Origin of the sequence: Pseudomonas sp. B14(2022), assembly GCF_012030485.1 — a bacterium.
Lineage (GTDB): Bacteria > Pseudomonadota > Gammaproteobacteria > Pseudomonadales > Pseudomonadaceae > Aquipseudomonas.
In genome coordinates, this window is record NZ_JAAUVM010000022.1 from 109,088 (window position 1) to 125,195 (window position 16,108).

Sequence of the window (16,108 nt, forward strand, 5' to 3'; positions counted from 1 at the left end):
TTTTCATCCTGCATTCGCCGGCTTTTTGGCGCGTTTGGTCGTGCCGGCTGCCTTGCGGGGGGGCGGCCTTGCGTTTCTTTTTCCACGGCGCAGCACCTCGACCCGCCGGGCTGGCCGGCCCGGTGATGGTCATGCGCATGCCGTTGCAACGCGCCACTTGCTTGCTCATCCACGCCGCCTGCTTGGCAACGAATTCTTCCAGGCTCATCTCGCCGCTTTGCACCATGTCCAGCGCCTGCTCCCAGATCGCGGTGGTGCCAGGGTCGGCGATGGCACGGGGCACCGCGTCGATCAGGCTGAAGGCTGCCGGGGTCGCCGACAGCGCCTTGCCGTTCTTCACCAGGTAACCGCGGTCGAGCAGGCCCTGGATAATCCCGGCGCGGGTGGCCTCGGTGCCGATGCCGGTGGTGTCCTTGAGCTTTTGCTTGAGCAGCGGGTCTTCCACCAGCTTGGCGACGTTTTTCATCGCCTTGATCAGGTCACCTTCGGTAAAGGGCTTGGGCGGTTGGGTCCACAGGTCCTTGAGGTTGACCTTGGCCACCGCGTAATCCTGGCCTTGCACCAGTGTCGGCAAGGCCTGGGGTGCCGGTGCTTCGCGGCCCTTTGCCGGTGCCAGGGCTTCGGGCAAGGCACGTTTCCAGCCCGGCTCGAGCACCACTTTGCCCACCGCGCGCAACGCCTGGCCCGCACAGTCGAAGTCCGCCTGGGTGCGATCGTATTCATGGTTGGGCAGGAACTGCGCCAGGTAGCGCGCGCGAATCAGGGTGTAGACCGCACGGTGCTTGCCGGTGAGTTGGCCAACGTCCTTGCCGGCGCCGGTGGGAATGATGCCGTGGTGCGCGCTGACCTTGGCATCGTTCCAGGCCCGTGAGCGGCGCAGGGGATCGATATGCGGCATCAACTCATTGACTGCCGCATCCGCACGGCCCAATGCGGCGAGGATCTTCGGCGCCTCACTGTGCTGGCTCAACGGCAAGTAGCCACAGTCACTGCGCGGGTAGGTGATGACCTTGTGGGTTTCGTACAGGGACTGGGCGATATCCAGGGTTTCCTGGGCACCGAGGCCGAGCTTCTTCGAGCAGATTTCCTGCAGGGTGCCGAGGTCGAAGGGCAGGGGCGCCACCTCGCGCATGCGTTCGGTGCGCAGCTTGATCAGCCGCGCGCTGGCGGCGTTGGTCATGGCGTCGGCAGCGTCCCGGGCCAACTGCGGGTCAAGGCAGCGGCCCTGGTCGTCACAGGCATCCTCGGTCGCGCGCCATTGTGCGGTAAACGTCATGGATGGGTGGCGCAGGTCCACATCAATGGCCCAGTAAGCCACGGGTACGAAGTCGGCGATGCTGCGGTCGCGGTCCACCACCAGGCGCAAGGTCGGTGTTTGCACCCGGCCTACCGGCAGCACGCCCTGATACCCCGACTGACGCCCCAGCAGGGTAAACAGGCGACTCATGTTCATGCCGATCAGCCAGTCGGCGCGGGAGCGGCCCAGGGCCGAGTGGTACAGGCTGAAGGTTTCGGCGCCTGGCTTGAGTGCCGCCAGGGCCTTGCGGATGGAGGCATCGTCCAGTGCCGACAGCCATAACCGCTGGATCGGCCCGCGATAGCGACAATGCTCGACCAGTTCGCGGGCGATCATCTCGCCCTCACGGTCGGCGTCGGTGGCAATCACCAGTTCCTGGGCTTCCCCCAGCAGGCGCTTGACGGCCTTGAACTGGCTGGCGGTCTTGGGCTTGACCAGCATCTTCCATTTTTCCGGGACGATCGGCAGGTCGGCCAGTACCCAGCGTTTGTATTTGGCGTCGTAGGCGTCGGGCGGGGCGGTTTCCAGCAGGTGGCCGATGCACCAGGTGACGGTGACCCCATTGCCCAACCAGCAACCGTCGCCGCGGCGACTGGCGCCGAGCACGGCCGCAATGTCCTTGGCCTGGGAGGGTTTTTCACAGAGGTACAGCCGCATGGTCATCACATCAGATCGGGTTGATGCTTTGCAGGATGCTCAGTCAGAGGGATTTGAGCAACTGTTATCTGTATGGATGTACAGCAATTCGTGTAAGCGTTGCCGGAATAAATGTGGGAAGGGGATTGCTCCCGATAGCGCCATATCAGTCAACGCAGCTGTGACTGAACCACCGCTATCGGGAGCAAGCCCCCTCCCACAAGGGATCTCCTGTGTTCAGGAGATCGGTTTAATTGTTGTCGAGATCCACATGCCGCGTTTCTTTAAGGCAGAACAATCCGACAATCAGGCTCACCCCCGTCACCACCACCGGGTACCACAAGCCATAGAAGATATCCCCGGTGTACACCACCAGCGCAAACGACACGGTCGGCAGGAACCCGCCAAACCAGCCGTTACCGATGTGGTAGGGCAGGGACATCGAGGTGTAGCGAATACGCGTCGGAAACAGTTCCACCATCAGTGCCGCCAGCGGGCCGTAGCACATGGCGGCGATCAGGATCAGCACCACGATCAGCACTACCACCATGACCTTGTTGACCTGGGCCACATCCGCAGAAGTCGGGTAGCCGGCCAGGGTCACTGCACCGCGCAGCGCGGCCTCGTCGAAGCCGTCGATGCGCACTTCACCCACGCTGACCTGCACCGGGCTGCCGGCCGGGGCGGCGGCGCTGCTGTACGGCAGGCCTTGCTTGACCAGGAAGGTCTTGACCTTGTCGCACGGGCTGTCAAATTTCGCCTTGCCTACCGGATCGAACTGGAAGGTACAGGTGGCCGGGTCGGCCAGCACGGTGATCGGTGCCTGGCGGCTGGCCTGGTCCATCGCCGGGTTGGTGTAGTGCGCCAGGCCCTTGAAGATCGGGAAGTACAGCGCGGTGGCCAGCAGCAGGCCGAGCATCAGCACCGGTTTGCGCCCGACCTTGTCCGACAGCCAGCCAAAGAAGACGAAGAACGGCGCGCCAATCACCACGCTGATGATCAGCAGCATATTGGCCAGGGCCGGGTCCATCTTCAGGAACTGCGTGAGGAAAAACAGCACATAGAACTGCGACGCGTAGAACGTCACCGCTTGCCCACCGTTGATGCTGAACAGCGCGATCAGCACCACCTTGAGGTTTTCCCATTTACCGAAGGACTCACGGATCGGCGCCTTGCTGGACTTACCTTCCTCTTTCATTTTCAGGAATGCCGGCGACTCGTGCAGGCTCATGCGGATCCAGGTGGAAATACCCAGCAGCACAATGGAAAACAGAAACGGAATACGCCAGCCCCAGACTTCGAACTGATCGCCGGTAAAGTACCGGCATGCCAGCACCACCAGCAACGACAGCAGCAAACCGAGGGTCGCGGTGGATTGAATCCAGCTGGTGTTGAGGCCGCGTTTGCCGGCCGGTGCATGCTCGGCCACATAAGTGGCTGCGCCGCCGTATTCACCACCCAAGGCCAGGCCTTGCAGCATGCGCAGTACGATCAGGATGATCGGTGCCGCGATACCGATGCTGGCGTAGGTCGGCAACAGGCCGACGCAAAAGGTCGCCACGCCCATCAAAATGATGGTCACCAGAAAGGTGTACTTGCGCCCGATCATGTCGCCCAGGCGGCCGAACACCAGCGCGCCGAAGGGCCGCACCACAAAGCCGGCCGCAAAGGCCATCAAGGCAAAGATAAACGCCGTGGTGTCGTTGACCCCGGCAAAGAACTGTTTGCTGATCACCGCCGCCAGGGCGCCGTAGAGGAAAAAGTCATACCACTCGAACACCGTCCCCAGGGACGAGGCGAAGATGACTTTTCTTGATTCGTTACCGGTGCTCGCGTTGGTCGCCGAGCCCAGGGGTTGAGCATGTTCTGACATCGGGAAGCCCTCACAGTGATTATTTATTGTTGTTCCACTGTCGGCGCCAGGGTTGGCGCCGCTATTCAGATTGCATGAACCAGTTCTTTCTCCGGGGCGAGACTCCTTGTGTTCGGCGAAAGGATCAGCTGCGCGGCTTTTTCCGCGATCATCAGCGTGGGTGAACAGGTATTGCCGGAGGTAATGCGCGGCATGACCGAGGCATCGGCGATACGCAGGCCGGGCACGCCATGCACGCACAACTGGGCGTCGACCACCGCGTCTTTATCGCTGCCCATGCGGCAGGTGCCGACCGGATGGAAGATCGTCGTGCCGATACGCGCGGCGGCTTCATGCAGTTGCTCTTCGGTTTGCAGCGCGTCGCCGGGCAGGTATTCCACCGGTTTGAACTGGCTCAGGGCCGGTGCGGCGACGATGCGTCGGGTCAGGCGAATAGCGTCGGCGGCCACCCGCAAGTCTTCCGGATGGCTGAGGTAATTGGGCCGGATCAGCGGCGCATCCGCCGGGTTGGCCGAGCGGATATCGATGCGGCCACGGCTTTGCGGGCGCAGGTCGCAGACCGAGGCGGTAAACGCCGGGAACCCGTGCAGCGGTTCGCCAAAGCGCTCCAGGGACAGCGGCTGCACGTGATATTCAAGGTTGGCCGAGGTCTGTTCCGGGCCCGAGCGGGCAAACGCGCCGAGCTGGCTGGGCGCCATCGACAGCGGGCCGCTGCGGTCGTACAGGTAGCGCAGGCCCATGCCCATCTTGCCCCATACGGTGCCGGCGATCTGGTTCAGGGTGCGGGCGTTTTCCAGCTTGTAGATCAGCCGCAATTGCAGATGATCCTGCAGGTTGCCGCCGACGCCCGGCAGTTCATGCAGCACATCGATGCCCAACGGCTTGAGCACGCTGGTCGGGCCGATCCCCGAGCGTTGCAGGATGCCCGGCGAGCCCACGGAGCCGGCGCACAGCACGATTTCCTTGCGCGCCTTCCAGCGCACTTGCTGGCCGTTTTGACGCCCGATCACGGCCGAGGCGCGGCCGTTTTCCAGCACCACGCGGTCCACCTCGACTTCGGTCAGCACGGTGAGATTGGGTCGCTGGCGGATCGGTTTGAGAAACGCCTTGGCTGCATTCCAGCGCACTCCAGCCTTTTGGTTGACCTGGAAGTAGCCGCAGCCTTCGTTATCGCCCTGGTTGAAGTCGCTGATCGTGGCAATGCCGCTTTGCGCTGCGGCGTCCCGAAAGGCGTCCAGGATCGGCCAATGCAGCCGCTGCTGCTCGACTCGCCATTCGCCGCCGTCACTGTGGAATTCCGAGCTGCCGGCAAAGTGGTTTTCGCTCTGCTTGAACAGAGGCAGCACGTCTTTCCAGGCCCAGCCATCGTTGCCTGCCGCCGCCCAGCCATCGTAGTCCTGGGCCTGGCCGCGCATGTAGATCATGCCGTTGATGGAGGAGCAGCCACCGAGCACCTTGCCCCGTGGGTAACTCAGCGCACGGCCTTGCAGGCCTTCCTGGGCTTCGGTCTTGAAGCACCAGTCGGTGCGTGGGTTACCAATGCAGAACAGGTAGCCGACGGGGATATGGATCCAGGGGTAGTTGTCGCGGCCACCGGCTTCGAGCAGCAGCACGCGGTGGGCGGGGTTGGCGGACAGTCGATTGGCGAGCAGGCAGCCTGCGGGGCCGGCGCCTACTACCACATAATCGTATTCAGCAGCTGCAATGGGCATCTGAGGTCTCGCTTGTTTTTCTTATTGGCTCCATCCTAGTTGTTAGTTTTCGTCTTAAAAATGTTAGTTTTTACCCAGCTGCTGTGCGTTTTTAAACAGCGCTGCCTGGGGCTCATGCAATGGAGGCGACATGTTCGACTGGAATGACCTGCGGTATTTTCTTGAGTTGCAGCGCAGCGGTCGCCTGCTCACCGCCGCGCAGCGCCTGAAAACCACGCATGCCACCGTGGCCCGGCATATCGAAGCCATCGAGAAGAGCCTCGGCACCGCGCTGTTCGTGCAGCACGCCCAGGGTTACGAACTGACCCCTGCCGGCGAAGCCCTGCTCAAACACGCCGAAGCCATGGAAAACGTCGCGCTGCTGGCCGAGGACGAACTGACCCACTCCGCTGCGCCCCTGGGCAAGATCCGCCTCGGGGTGGCCGAAGGGTTGGGGGTGATGTTCCTCGCCGGGCGCATGGGCGGGCTGTTCGACCGCTACCCTGGATTGGAAGTGGAACTGGTGGCGGTGCCGCGCTTCGTCAGCATCCTCAACCGCGAAGCGGAAATCAGCATCCACCTCGAACGCCCCAGCGTCGGTCAATTGGTCACGCGTAAACTCACCGATTACCGCCTGGCACTCTATGCCAGCCGCGCCTACCTGGCGCGCACCCCACCGATTGAAAAACGCGAAGATCTCGCGGCCCATTCATGGATCGATTACGTCGACGACCTGCTGTTCAGCCAGGAATTGAAGTTCCTCAGCAGTTTCTGCCGTAACCCCAAGGTGGTGTTCCACAGCACCAGCGTCATCGCCCAACACCAGGCCGCGCGCTCCGGTTTGGGGATTGCGGTGTTGCCGTGCTTCATGGCGTCGGGCGACCCGGAGCTGGTGCCGTTGCTGCCGGGGGAGGGGATCCAGCGCAGTTACTGGATCAGCTCGCGCCGGGAACTGCACAAGTCGGTGCGATTGCGGGTGTTGTGGGATTACGTGGTGGAGTTGTGCGCGCGGGAGCAGCCACTGTTGCTCGGCGAATCCAACGGATGAAACCCTCCCACAGTGATCTGTGGTGTGGGTGACATCGGGTTAATCGCGCAATTCGAATTGCGCACTGCCCAATCGCTCCCCGTTCACCAACACATGCACCGTATGCCTGCCGGGATAGTGCTTGCGCGTGGTCAACGCGCGAATATGCTGCTCGCGGCGCAGGCTGTGCTGTTCACCTGCGCCGAGCGTAAACGCCTTGAGCTTGAACACCTTGGCCGCGCTGTGCCCGGCGCTTTTGACGTAGTCGATGGCGTAGTCCACCACCAGCTTTTGCGCAGTGGCAGCGGTGGATTCCAGGTTGAACGACAGGGTGATCCGCTCGCCCAGGGTGATCACCGCCGGGGTCACGCTCAGGTCATGGAGCTTCACCTCGGCCTTGGCGCCGGCGCCCATGATGGTCAGCGCGCGGGTGTTGCCCTGCTTGATCAGGCTGCGCAGCGCATGGCGGGCGATCCAGGCGGTGTACGGGTTATGCAGGTTCCAGCCTTCGATCAGGCTGAGTACCCAATCCGGGTGGTCCTTGGTGATGTCATTGAGGTGGTTGGCCACGGATTTGCGTACGTAGAGACTGCTGTCGGCCTTGAGGTTGTCGAGGATCGACGCACACAGCTCGGGGTTAGCCTGCACCGCGGCCAGGCGAAACGACCACGGCAGGCGCGGGCGCGAGCCTTCGCTGGCGAGGCGGCGCACGTGTTCGTTGTCATCCAGCGACCACGTTTGCATGACCGCCAAAGTGCGTTCGAAGTCGTGGAGCAAGAAGTGTCTTATGGCGAATTCAGCCGAGCCAAAGGTGGTGAAGTATTTGAGCGCGGCCATGGAGCGCTTGAAGTCATCCAGGCCGTAGCTCGCCACATAGTGCGGCAGGCACAGACTGACAAACCCGCTGTTCAGACGCGGGGCCAGGGCGTAAAGCAGCTTGAGGCTCTGGGCATAGTCCAGCGGGATCACCGCGTGCAGGCTTTCGCTGACCCGCGCCATACGCTGCATCACCGACAACTCGGCCAGCCCGGCCTTGGCATGCTTGAGAAACCCCTTGGCGTCGAACGCCGGGTACACCGCCGTCATTTCGCTGGCGATGTGTTGCAGGCGTTCGACGTTGAAGATTTCCTTGAGGGCCGGGGCGCTTTGTTCGGTCATCGTTATTCCAGGGTTAGAGAAACCAGCGGTATTCCCGCGCGTTGATCTCTTGTTGAAAGGCCAGGTGGTCCTGGCGTTTGTTTTCGCAGTACACGTCGATAAATTCAGCGCCCAGCTTATCGCGCAATACTGGCTGATGCTGCATGGCGCGCACGGCATCGAGCATTTCCACGGGAAAGTCGGTGCCGCTGCTGCGGTCCTCGTTCAGTGGCGCGATAGGTTCGCGCTTGGCTTCAAGGCCATGCTCAAGGCCGACCAGGATCGCCGCCAGCACCAGATACGGGTTGGCGTCGGCACTGGCCAGGCGATGTTCGATCCTCAGGTTGCGCGGGTCGGAATCGGGGATGCGCACGCACGCATCGCGGTCTTCAAACCCCCAACTGGCGCGGGTCGCGGCGTTGACCGTACCGCCCAGCCGACGGAAGGCGTTGTGGTTGGGCGAGAAGATCGGCATGCAATGGGGCAACAATTCCAGGCAACCGGCCACGGCGTGGCGCAGCGGTTGCTGCTGGTGCGCCGCGAGCACATTGTTGCCCGCGCCGTCATACAGGCTGACATGCAAATGCATGCCGCTGCCGGGAAATTGCAGGTAAGGCTTGGCCATGAAGCTGGCGCGGTAGCCGTGTTTCAGCGCCACGCCGCGGGTGCTGCGGCAGAACAGGGCCGCCCAGTCGGCGGCGCGCAGGCCGTCGTCGAGGTGACCGAAATTGATCTCGAACTGACCGGGGCCGAGCTCGGCGGTGATCACGGTGATGTCGATGCCCTGGTCCTTGGCGGTCTGCGCCATATCGTCCAGCACCTCGCTGAAGCGCGACAGCCGTTCGATATGCAGGTTGGGCTGGTCGTCGGTGTCATTGCTCAGCGGGTCGCGGGCGAATTGCGGCAGGCCGTTGTCGAGTTTTTTGTCGAACAGGTAGAACTCCAGTTCGAAGGCCACCACCGGGTGAATGCCTTTGTGGTGCAGGCGTTCCAGCACCTTGGCCAGGACTTCGCGAGGTTCGAATTCGATCGGCGCTTCGGTGCCGTCCGAGGTGATCAACATCTGCCCCAACGGCTGCGACTCCCAGCTCACCGGCTTGAGCGTGCCGGGCACCAGGCGACGGTTGGCATCCGGGTCGCCGTCGTGGAAGCAGTAGTCGCCGATCTTGAACAGCCCGCCCTGAACCCCCAGCAGCACGGCGTTTTGCGGCAGCTTCAAGGGGCTGCCGGCGGCGACCTTTTCGAGCATCTCGATGGGGTAGCGCTTGCCGTAGAAATGCCCGGGGATGTCCAGGGCGATCAGGTCGACATAACGCACGTCGGGATGGTTCTGGCGAAAGGTCCGTACTTCGGCCAGTAACGTGGAGGCTTGGCTTTTCACGGGTGTTGCTCCTAGTTGTAAACCCACAGCACGCGGGCGGGCAGGTCGGTCAGGTTGGCGTAGCGGCAGTGGGCGAAACTGGCCAGGTGGAAGCTGTCACCGGGGCCGAGGGTGACCGAATCGGCCTCACCCTCTACCCACAGCGTCAATTCGCCTTCCAGTACAAATCCGGCCTGCTCGGCGCGGTCGCTTATGGTCTGTTCACCGCTGTTGGCACCGGGTGCCAGCAGGCTGTCGAGCATCGAGAAGGCACCCTTCATGCTGGGGGAAACCAGGATGTCGGTGATGCCGTTGGCGTAATACACCGTGCGACGTTCGTTGGGGCGGGTGACCCAACTCACGGCCTTGGGTTTGGACAGGCTGTAGAAATAGGTGGTGGGCACATCGAGGGCATGGCTGATGGCGGTGAGATCCGCCACGGTCGGACGCGACAAGCCGCGTTCCACCTGGGACAGAAAGCCCACCGAACGCTCGATCTTCTGTGCGAGTTGGGCGAGGGTGAGCTTCTTGTGCTTGCGCAGGTCGTGGATCAGGATCGCTAGGGCGTCGAGTTCTTCTTGCTGGTTCATGAAATTTATATCTAATAATTTCATGAAAAATTACAGGATTTATTTCATGGTGGCAATGGGCGAGGCGCGTAAGCCACAGGGAGATTTGTCAGGGGCTGAAAAGTTGTGAAGATACCGATGCTCATCACAGGGGATCAAGGTTCAGAAGGCTGAATGATTTCATGCGCCCGCGGTCGGAACCTGGGTACGCATCATTCATTGAAGGAGCACCCATGAAGTCCAAAACCCTAGCCGCCTGTGTCCTGGCCGCCGCCAGCCTGTCCACCGCCAGTTTTGCCGTGCAGGCCGGCGATACCCCCCAGGAAACCGTGCAGCCTTCGAACATCAATACCCGTGATTTGAAAGAAGGCGACCGTGCCCCGGACATCCTGATGCGCGAGGAGTCGGCGGTCAGCGACTGGAAGAAACGCGGTCTCAAGCAGCCTGAAGCCGACAGCCAGTGGGCCCGTGTGGGCGATAAGTTCGTGCTGCTCAAAACCACCAACGGCACCATCCTGGAGATCACGCCCGTCAAGAAATGACCCGCGTCTTTTTTCGGCTCTTGCGTTAAGGTAACCGGCCATCAAGACCGTGTTACCTTCAAAGAAAGAGAGCAGGATGCTTGCCACAATAAGAAACTACCCCCGCGCCGTGAACCTGTTGTTGTCCGCCACGTTGCTGCTGACGCTGGCCAAGGCGATTACCTTTCCTTACCTGGTGATCTACCTCACCCGCCACTTTGCCCTCGACATCACCCAGGTTGGGCTGGTGATCGGCAGCTCGTTGATCGTCGGCTCGCTGCTCAGCGTGTATGGCGGTTTTCTGGTCGACCGCATCAACAGTTATCGGTTGTTGCTGGGGTTGAGCGTGCTGTTTGGGCTGGGGTTTATCGGTACGGTGCTGGCGCAGAACATCTGGGCGTTCTACAGCTGCCTGATCCTGATCAACCTGGCCTACGCGGTCATCGATATTGCGGTAAAGGCCGGTTTTGCCAGCTTGCTGCCGGAGGATGCGCGCAGCGAAGTGTTTTCCATCAAGTACACACTGACCAATATCGGCTATGCCGCCGGGCCGTTCTTTGGGGCGATGGTGGCCAAGCTGGACATCAGCCTGCCGTTCATCTTGTCGGCGCTGTTGGGGGCGGGGTTTTTCCTGCTGTACTGGCGTTGGGGCGATCGCACCCTGGCGACCGTCGATGTCACGCAAAAGCCGGTGCCGTTCCTGGCCGTTGGTCGCGTGCTGCTGCGTGACCATCGCCTGGTGTGCTTCACCCTCGGGGGTGTGCTCAGCGCCGTGGTGTTCGGCCAGTTCACCGCCTACCTCTCGCAGTACCTGGTCACCACCACCAGTGCTGAATACACCTACACCGTTATCAGCGCCGTGCTCACCACCAACGCCGTGCTGGTGATCGCCTGGCAGTACGTGATTGGCCGACGTATTTCCCACCGCTACCTCAGCCAATGGCTGATCGCAGGCCTGGGCATGTTCATGTTGGGCTTGATCGGTTTTGCACTGTCCACCAACGTGCTGTGGTGGGTGCTGGCGATGGCGGTATTTACCGTGGGGGAAATCATCGTGTTCCCGGCCGAATACATGTTTATCGACCGGATCGCCCCGGACCACTTACGCGGCATGTATTACGGGGCGCAGAACCTGTCCAACCTGGGGGCTGCGCTGGGGCCGGTGCTGTGCGGGCTGGTGCTGGCCAGCCTGCCGGCCCACTACATGTTCTACATGTTAGGCGCGTTCATCGTCGCGGGCGGGGTGTTCTATTTCATTGGTTCGTCGTTGAAGGCGCGTCTTCCAGCGTGACGTTGCCCATGTTGTTGCTTTGCAGTTCGTAGCGCAGTTCTTCCACCATCTTTTCCACGTCTTGCGGGGTCTGCAGCCGGTTGGTGCTGATCCCCGTCACCACCAGGTCCACCCGGCCGGTGTCGGCGTCGTAGACCTTGAGGGTCAGCGACGCATCCCGGCACAGGGTGAACTCGCATGTCAGCGGCGCGAGGCCTTCTTCGATGCAATTTCGCAGTTGAGAGAGTGTAAACATGTGGGTTCCTTCAAGGTGTCGTTTTTACGACGGCACAGGTTAAAAGCCCTGTACTCACACCCTGAAGGTTAGGGATTGCGACTGCGCTGGATAAGGCGAATTCGCACTAACTGTACTAGTGCATTTGCACTTTTATCGGCTTTTCTTGACCCGCAGTTCACCGGCAAACAGTCCGCGTTCACGAGCCCAGACGATCGCTGCGCTACGGCTATGCACCCCCAGTTTCGAGTACACCGTAGCCACATGGTTACGCACGGTGTTGGGCGCCAATTTCAGGCGTGAGGCGATCTCCTTGTCGGCCAGGCCCTCGCAGATCAGACCGAGTACATCACGCTCACGGGCGGTCAGGTCGGTGAAGGCCACGTTCGGCAGGTTGGGGCTGTTGACGCTCTTGGCATTGGCCAGTTTCTCGATCAGGGTCTGGCTGAACCAGGACGCGTCCTGCATCACTTCCTCGATGGCCGCCACCAACTCCAGTTCCGAGCGCTTGCGTTCGGTGATGTTCATCATCACCAGCAGATAGCAGGGCACATCTTGAATGATGACCGTGTCGGCCGAGACCACGCAGTCGATGACCTCGTTGCCTTTCTTGCGCACCCTGAGGTCCTGGCCATCGAGGTTGCCGGCTTTCTCCAGGGTGGCGAACAACTGGGCGGCTGTCTCCTGGCTGTCAATGAAGTTGATGTCTTCGGTGGATTTACCGATCAGCTCTTCACTGGTGTACCCGGTCATGGCCATGAATGCTTCGTTGACATCCACCACCTGCCGATTGTCGGCGCTGCACACCAATGTGGGCACCGGCGTCAGGCGAAACGACTTGGCGAAGCGCTCTTCACTCTGGCGCAGGGCGATTTCGGCCTTGCGGCGTGGCTCCAGGTCGGTGAAGGAAAACAGCATGCAGTCTTCTTCGTTCATGTCCAGCGGCTGGCCGGCGACAATCACCAGTTTGCTGCCGCCTCCGGGCAGTTTCAGCTCGGCCTGCATCTGCGGGATGGTCGCGCCTTCACCGAGGCGCTGAACGGCCAGGTCCCTGCGCTCGGCATGCTCCAGCACGTCCAGCTCATACACTGAGCGGCCGATCACCTGGTCACGGTTGTAGCCGGTCATCTCCAGGAAGCCCTGGTTCACTTTGATATAGCGCAGGTCGCTGAGGCGGCAGATCACCGCCGGCGCCGGGTTGGCGTTGAAGGTTTTTTCGAAGCGCTGTTCGGCGCTGGCCCATTCGGTGGCGTCGCTGAGGATCAGCACCAGCAATTCAGGCGTGCCATGGGAGTCGCTGATGACCAGGCTGCGCAGGCGATGCACCCAGGTTTTTTCTTCATCGGAGGTGGGCATGACCTCCACAACCACGTCGCTGAATTCATCGCCTGCCGCCGCGCGGGCGAGGGGGTAATTCTCCAGGGGCAAGGGATGATTATTGCGATAGCGCAAGGCGAAGCGTTCGGCGTATTCCCGGGTATTGCTGCCCAGTGCCGCGACCTCAGTCACCCCGTGCATGGTCAGCGCTGCTTCATTGGCCCAGAGGATGGTCTGGTCGACCTCGGCCAGGATGATCCCGTCGGACAGCCCGGAGATGATCTGCTGCAGTTGGCGGCGGTTGGTTTCTTTGGCAAGGACATCCTGGGTCATGATTTCTCCGGGTTTTAGGCGCATGGAAGTACGACAGCCCGGTGTCAGGATAGTGCGGAGCAATTGGCCGGCATGGGGTGCGAATGCATCAGATGGCGTAGTGCATTTGTGCGAGGACGAGGAGCTGAAGCCACAGGCCGAGCAGAGATCCCGTGAGGTGACGCCCAAGCAACTGTCGCGTGCGGCGTTGAGTTTCTTTGTGGGTCGAGTGGCGCTGACGATGCGTCGGGTGCCGTTGGCTTGATCGATTATTGTTGTGTTCAAAAGTGGTTAGGGGGGCCCCTAACCACACCTTTCAAGTTGCCAGCCAACCTACGATCGGCACAATCATCAACGTACTCAACGCCATTGAAACTACATTGCCAATGTACGGATGAAAATGGGCAGGCAGTCTCGCCCCAATTGCACAGGCCAACGGCGGTGCGACCAGTGCGCCCAGCAATGCACTTGAAGTCACCACCATCCAACTGCCACCGTGGGTCAACACTGCTGCCGGCACCACTGATACCAACGGTACATAGGTGGGATACCAACCCCGCTTTATCCATTGATGGCGCCAGATCACTACGCCAAAAGCCGACGTCAGTGCCTGCGCTCCTACCATGTGCAAAAGCAGGCCGGAGCCATAAGCCGGGCTCATGGGGTTGAGGGCATAGGCAAGTAACACTCCTGCCAACAGTCCGAGACTGGCCAACTCATTTCCAAAAAAGGGTGCTTCGGAAAAGTCCGCCAGCACTCGGCGCAGGCTCCAGAACACTCCGTAACTGGGCGGGGTAACAGGTATCGGTCGGTCTGGAGCGATAGCGTCCGAACGCACCAGCGAGGGCACCCGACGACACAGTGCAAATGCGATGACGCTTCCGATAGCCATGCCCAGCACATTACCGACCACGGCTGGTAAACCCAGTGGCACACACACCAGATTGACGATCAACAAGCACAATGGAGTAACCAGCAATGCTCCCAGCACTGCACCATTGAGGGCGACCTTCCAACCGCTGCCAAACATGAGCACTATCGCTGCTGGCAATGAAACAAACGCCGCAAACGTAGGCTGCCAGGTTTCGGCGGTAACGCTCCAACCCCACAGCAGGTTGCTCAGCAACAGCCCGATCAACGAACTGGTCACCACCCAAGGCCATAATCCGGTGCCATAGCAAATGGAAAAGCCCTGCCAGGCTTTGCCGCGCTTGCTCGCCCACCAAGCCAGATAGGCACCACTCAATAGGCCCAGTGACGCGAGTTCATGCTTGTAGAAGGCAACTTCGCTGATATCTCCCACTACCCACCGCAACCAGGCGGCGGGGTGGGGTAGGGCCGTCACCATCTCACTGTATCCTGGCCACGAACCCCGATGACTGGCTACAACCCATACCGCGAGCAAGGTTGCGACCAGTCCCAGTGCAACCACTGTGATATCCACCCGTGAGCAGATCGGTGTTTTCTTGGTAAATAACCTTTCCATAATGTGCCCTCCTCTCAGCGAGGCAGGGCAGGGTGTTGGGAATACCCGAGCATCTGATCATAAAGATCATTGCGACGGTCCCGCTGCAGATCATTGAGGCTGTTCCAGATCGGCGCGCTGCGGGCGCTGGTGATGTCAATGTCGGCGAACAGGATCTCCTGGCGATTGGCCGAAGCCACGGCACCGATTGGCCAGCCATTTGTCCCCGCAATTAGGGAGCAGCCTAGATAGCGGGCGTCTCGCTCTTCACCAATGCGGCTCGCGGCCGCGATAAATACGTTGTTCACATGTGCAGCTGTCATCGTCAGGTACGACGCCATGCACTTTCCTGCCTCATCGAACAACGGTGGGGGTGTCCACACCCAATTGTTCAAGCTGCAAATGATATCGGCGCCTTGCTGGCTCAAAATGCGCGGCACCTCCGGGAACCAGATGTCCCAGCAGATCAGCAGGCCGATACGACCGATCGGCGTTTCAAACACTGGAAAGCCAGTATCCCCCGGCGTGAACCAAAGCTTTTCCAAGTTCCATAAATGGGCTTTGCGGTATTTGCCTATGAACCCGTTGGGCCCCAGCAACACGGCTGTGTTGAACAGCTGCATACCGTCGATTTCGCTAAGGCCAGCCACCAGATACACCTGGTGCTTGCAGGCAAAATCGATCCATTCCCGCACACTCGGTCCGCTCGGCACCGCCTCTGCATGATCAAACGCGTCCTGGCGGCTGCTGAAGAAATAGCCGCAGTTGGAAAGCTCCGGCAGCACGATCAGATTGGCGCCACCATTGGCTGCTTCAGTCGCCAGCACAAGACTTTGATGCAGGTTGTCGCTTCGGTTGGCTATACCGACCTGGGGGTTGAACTGAATGACGGCGACGCGGGCAGGGCTTGTTGGTTCGTTCATGGGGATGACCTCTTATTGTTATGCAACCAGGGTTGGTTGGATGTTTATAAGAGGTCACGAGATGTTCGAAAAGAAGTCGGACGGTTCCTGCTGCGTTGTAGTTAAGTTCTCTAACGCTGCGTTAGCTGTTTGTGCTGAAACACCATGCCGAGCAGTGGGGCCCTTAGGTTAGAGAGGTCGTTGCTAAGCAATGGGCTGCTGCGCAGCCCAGCGGGAGCAAGCCCCCTCGCCACAGAGACCCACTGTGCTTTTAGCGTGGCTGCACACACTCCAGTGACCGGTCAACCATCACACTGGCCATGTCCACCAGGTGCATGACCGACAGCACCAGCGTGCGTGAAGGGCCGTCCAGTTGATCCCCCGCCGTCTGTGCGGCAACGGCGGCGCAACGTAGCACACTGCTGGCGTGGGCCAGGGCGTCTTCGAAGCTGAGGTCTGGGGTGGTGGTGAAGAATTGCAGTGCTGGGGCGGGTGG

Annotated in this window: 13 protein-coding genes and 1 pseudogene; 3 read left to right on the top strand and 11 right to left on the bottom strand. The window is 60.8% G+C overall.

The features are described 5' to 3' along the window. Positions 1-3: 3 nt before the first annotated feature. The 3 genes and pseudogenes from HCF10_RS25385 to HCF10_RS25395 form a co-directional block, all read right to left on the bottom strand. A pseudogene (locus HCF10_RS25385) lies at positions 4-1,954 on the bottom strand (DNA topoisomerase III). 229 nt (positions 1,955-2,183) lie between these two features. Next, on the bottom strand, positions 2,184-3,806 hold the full coding sequence (locus tag HCF10_RS25390; protein ID WP_131699987.1) for an MFS transporter: 1,623 nt from the start codon (positions 3,804-3,806) through the stop codon (positions 2,184-2,186). A 65-nt stretch (positions 3,807-3,871) separates the two neighbouring features. Beyond that, a complete protein-coding gene (locus HCF10_RS25395) occupies positions 3,872-5,518 on the bottom strand; it encodes a GMC family oxidoreductase (RefSeq protein WP_167656652.1) in 1,647 nt (548 codons plus the stop codon). Between the two features lie 130 nt (positions 5,519-5,648). Here HCF10_RS25395 and HCF10_RS25400 point away from each other — a divergent pair, with 130 nt between their 5' ends. Further along, positions 5,649-6,545, top strand: coding sequence for a LysR family transcriptional regulator (locus HCF10_RS25400; protein WP_131699985.1), 897 nt, complete (start codon positions 5,649-5,651; stop codon positions 6,543-6,545). 39 nt (positions 6,546-6,584) lie between these two features. Here HCF10_RS25400 and HCF10_RS25405 read toward each other — a convergent pair whose 3' ends face one another. From HCF10_RS25405 to HCF10_RS25415, 3 genes are read right to left on the bottom strand one after another with little or no spacing between them, the layout of a single operon-like run. Then, a complete protein-coding gene (locus HCF10_RS25405) occupies positions 6,585-7,682 on the bottom strand; it encodes a DNA alkylation repair protein (RefSeq protein WP_131699984.1) in 1,098 nt (365 codons plus the stop codon). Between the two features lie 13 nt (positions 7,683-7,695). Then, complete coding sequence (locus HCF10_RS25410; protein WP_167656653.1) at positions 7,696-9,042, bottom strand: glutamine synthetase family protein; 1,347 nt, start codon at positions 9,040-9,042, stop codon at positions 7,696-7,698. A gap of 11 nt (positions 9,043-9,053) precedes the next feature. Further along, positions 9,054-9,611: a helix-turn-helix domain-containing protein gene (locus HCF10_RS25415; protein WP_167656654.1), complete on the bottom strand. Its 558-nt coding sequence runs from the start codon at positions 9,609-9,611 to the stop codon at positions 9,054-9,056. Positions 9,612-9,823: 212 nt separating this feature from the next. Here HCF10_RS25415 and HCF10_RS25420 point away from each other — a divergent pair, with 212 nt between their 5' ends. Together HCF10_RS25420 and HCF10_RS25425 are read left to right on the top strand one after the other, a co-directional pair. Further along, positions 9,824-10,132 (top strand): RcnB family protein, encoded by a 309-nt coding sequence (locus HCF10_RS25420; protein WP_167656655.1) that lies wholly within the window; start codon positions 9,824-9,826, stop codon positions 10,130-10,132. 76 nt (positions 10,133-10,208) lie between these two features. Further along, a complete protein-coding gene (locus HCF10_RS25425; RefSeq protein ID WP_167656656.1) occupies positions 10,209-11,402 on the top strand; it encodes an MFS transporter in 1,194 nt (397 codons plus the stop codon). On the opposite strand, the gene HCF10_RS25430 is transcribed toward HCF10_RS25425, so the two are convergent. The 5 genes from HCF10_RS25430 to HCF10_RS25450 all read right to left on the bottom strand — a co-directional run. Next, positions 11,365-11,637 (bottom strand): DUF1652 domain-containing protein, encoded by a 273-nt coding sequence (locus HCF10_RS25430; protein ID WP_131699979.1) that lies wholly within the window; start codon positions 11,635-11,637, stop codon positions 11,365-11,367. The two genes, HCF10_RS25425 and HCF10_RS25430, sit on opposite strands and share 38 nt — an antisense overlap. Before the next feature lie 132 nt (positions 11,638-11,769). Further along, the gene (locus HCF10_RS25435) at positions 11,770-13,266 is read right to left on the bottom strand and encodes a PAS domain S-box protein (protein ID WP_167656657.1); all 1,497 of its coding nucleotides are present in this window, start codon (positions 13,264-13,266) and stop codon (positions 11,770-11,772) included. Positions 13,267-13,561: 295 nt separating this feature from the next. Then, positions 13,562-14,731 (bottom strand): hypothetical protein, encoded by a 1,170-nt coding sequence (locus HCF10_RS25440; protein ID WP_205885878.1) that lies wholly within the window; start codon positions 14,729-14,731, stop codon positions 13,562-13,564. 14 nt (positions 14,732-14,745) lie between these two features. After that, positions 14,746-15,633, bottom strand: coding sequence for a nitrilase family protein (locus HCF10_RS25445; RefSeq protein WP_167656658.1), 888 nt, complete (start codon positions 15,631-15,633; stop codon positions 14,746-14,748). A 250-nt stretch (positions 15,634-15,883) separates the two neighbouring features. Next, on the bottom strand, positions 15,884-16,108 hold a 225-nt coding region (locus HCF10_RS25450), incomplete at its 5' end, for a DUF6124 family protein (protein WP_237683180.1).

Excerpts from the sequence above, each read along its gene's own strand:
- HCF10_RS25390 (WP_131699987.1), bottom strand. The coding sequence starts at position 3,806 with ATGTCAGAACATGCTCAACCCCTGGGCTCGGCGACCAACGCGAGCACC.
- HCF10_RS25395 (WP_167656652.1), bottom strand. The coding sequence starts at position 5,518 with ATGCCCATTGCAGCTGCTGAATACGATTATGTGGTAGTAGGCGCCGGC.
- HCF10_RS25400 (WP_131699985.1), top strand. The coding sequence starts at position 5,649 with ATGTTCGACTGGAATGACCTGCGGTATTTTCTTGAGTTGCAGCGCAGC.
- HCF10_RS25405 (WP_131699984.1), bottom strand. The coding sequence starts at position 7,682 with ATGACCGAACAAAGCGCCCCGGCCCTCAAGGAAATCTTCAACGTCGAA.
- HCF10_RS25415 (WP_167656654.1), bottom strand. The coding sequence starts at position 9,611 with ATGAACCAGCAAGAAGAACTCGACGCCCTAGCGATCCTGATCCACGAC.
- HCF10_RS25420 (WP_167656655.1), top strand. The coding sequence starts at position 9,824 with ATGAAGTCCAAAACCCTAGCCGCCTGTGTCCTGGCCGCCGCCAGCCTG.
- HCF10_RS25425 (WP_167656656.1), top strand. The coding sequence starts at position 10,209 with ATGCTTGCCACAATAAGAAACTACCCCCGCGCCGTGAACCTGTTGTTG.
- HCF10_RS25430 (WP_131699979.1), bottom strand. The coding sequence starts at position 11,637 with ATGTTTACACTCTCTCAACTGCGAAATTGCATCGAAGAAGGCCTCGCG.
- HCF10_RS25435 (WP_167656657.1), bottom strand. The coding sequence starts at position 13,266 with ATGACCCAGGATGTCCTTGCCAAAGAAACCAACCGCCGCCAACTGCAG.
- HCF10_RS25440 (WP_205885878.1), bottom strand. The coding sequence starts at position 14,731 with ATGGAAAGGTTATTTACCAAGAAAACACCGATCTGCTCACGGGTGGAT.
- HCF10_RS25445 (WP_167656658.1), bottom strand. The coding sequence starts at position 15,633 with ATGAACGAACCAACAAGCCCTGCCCGCGTCGCCGTCATTCAGTTCAAC.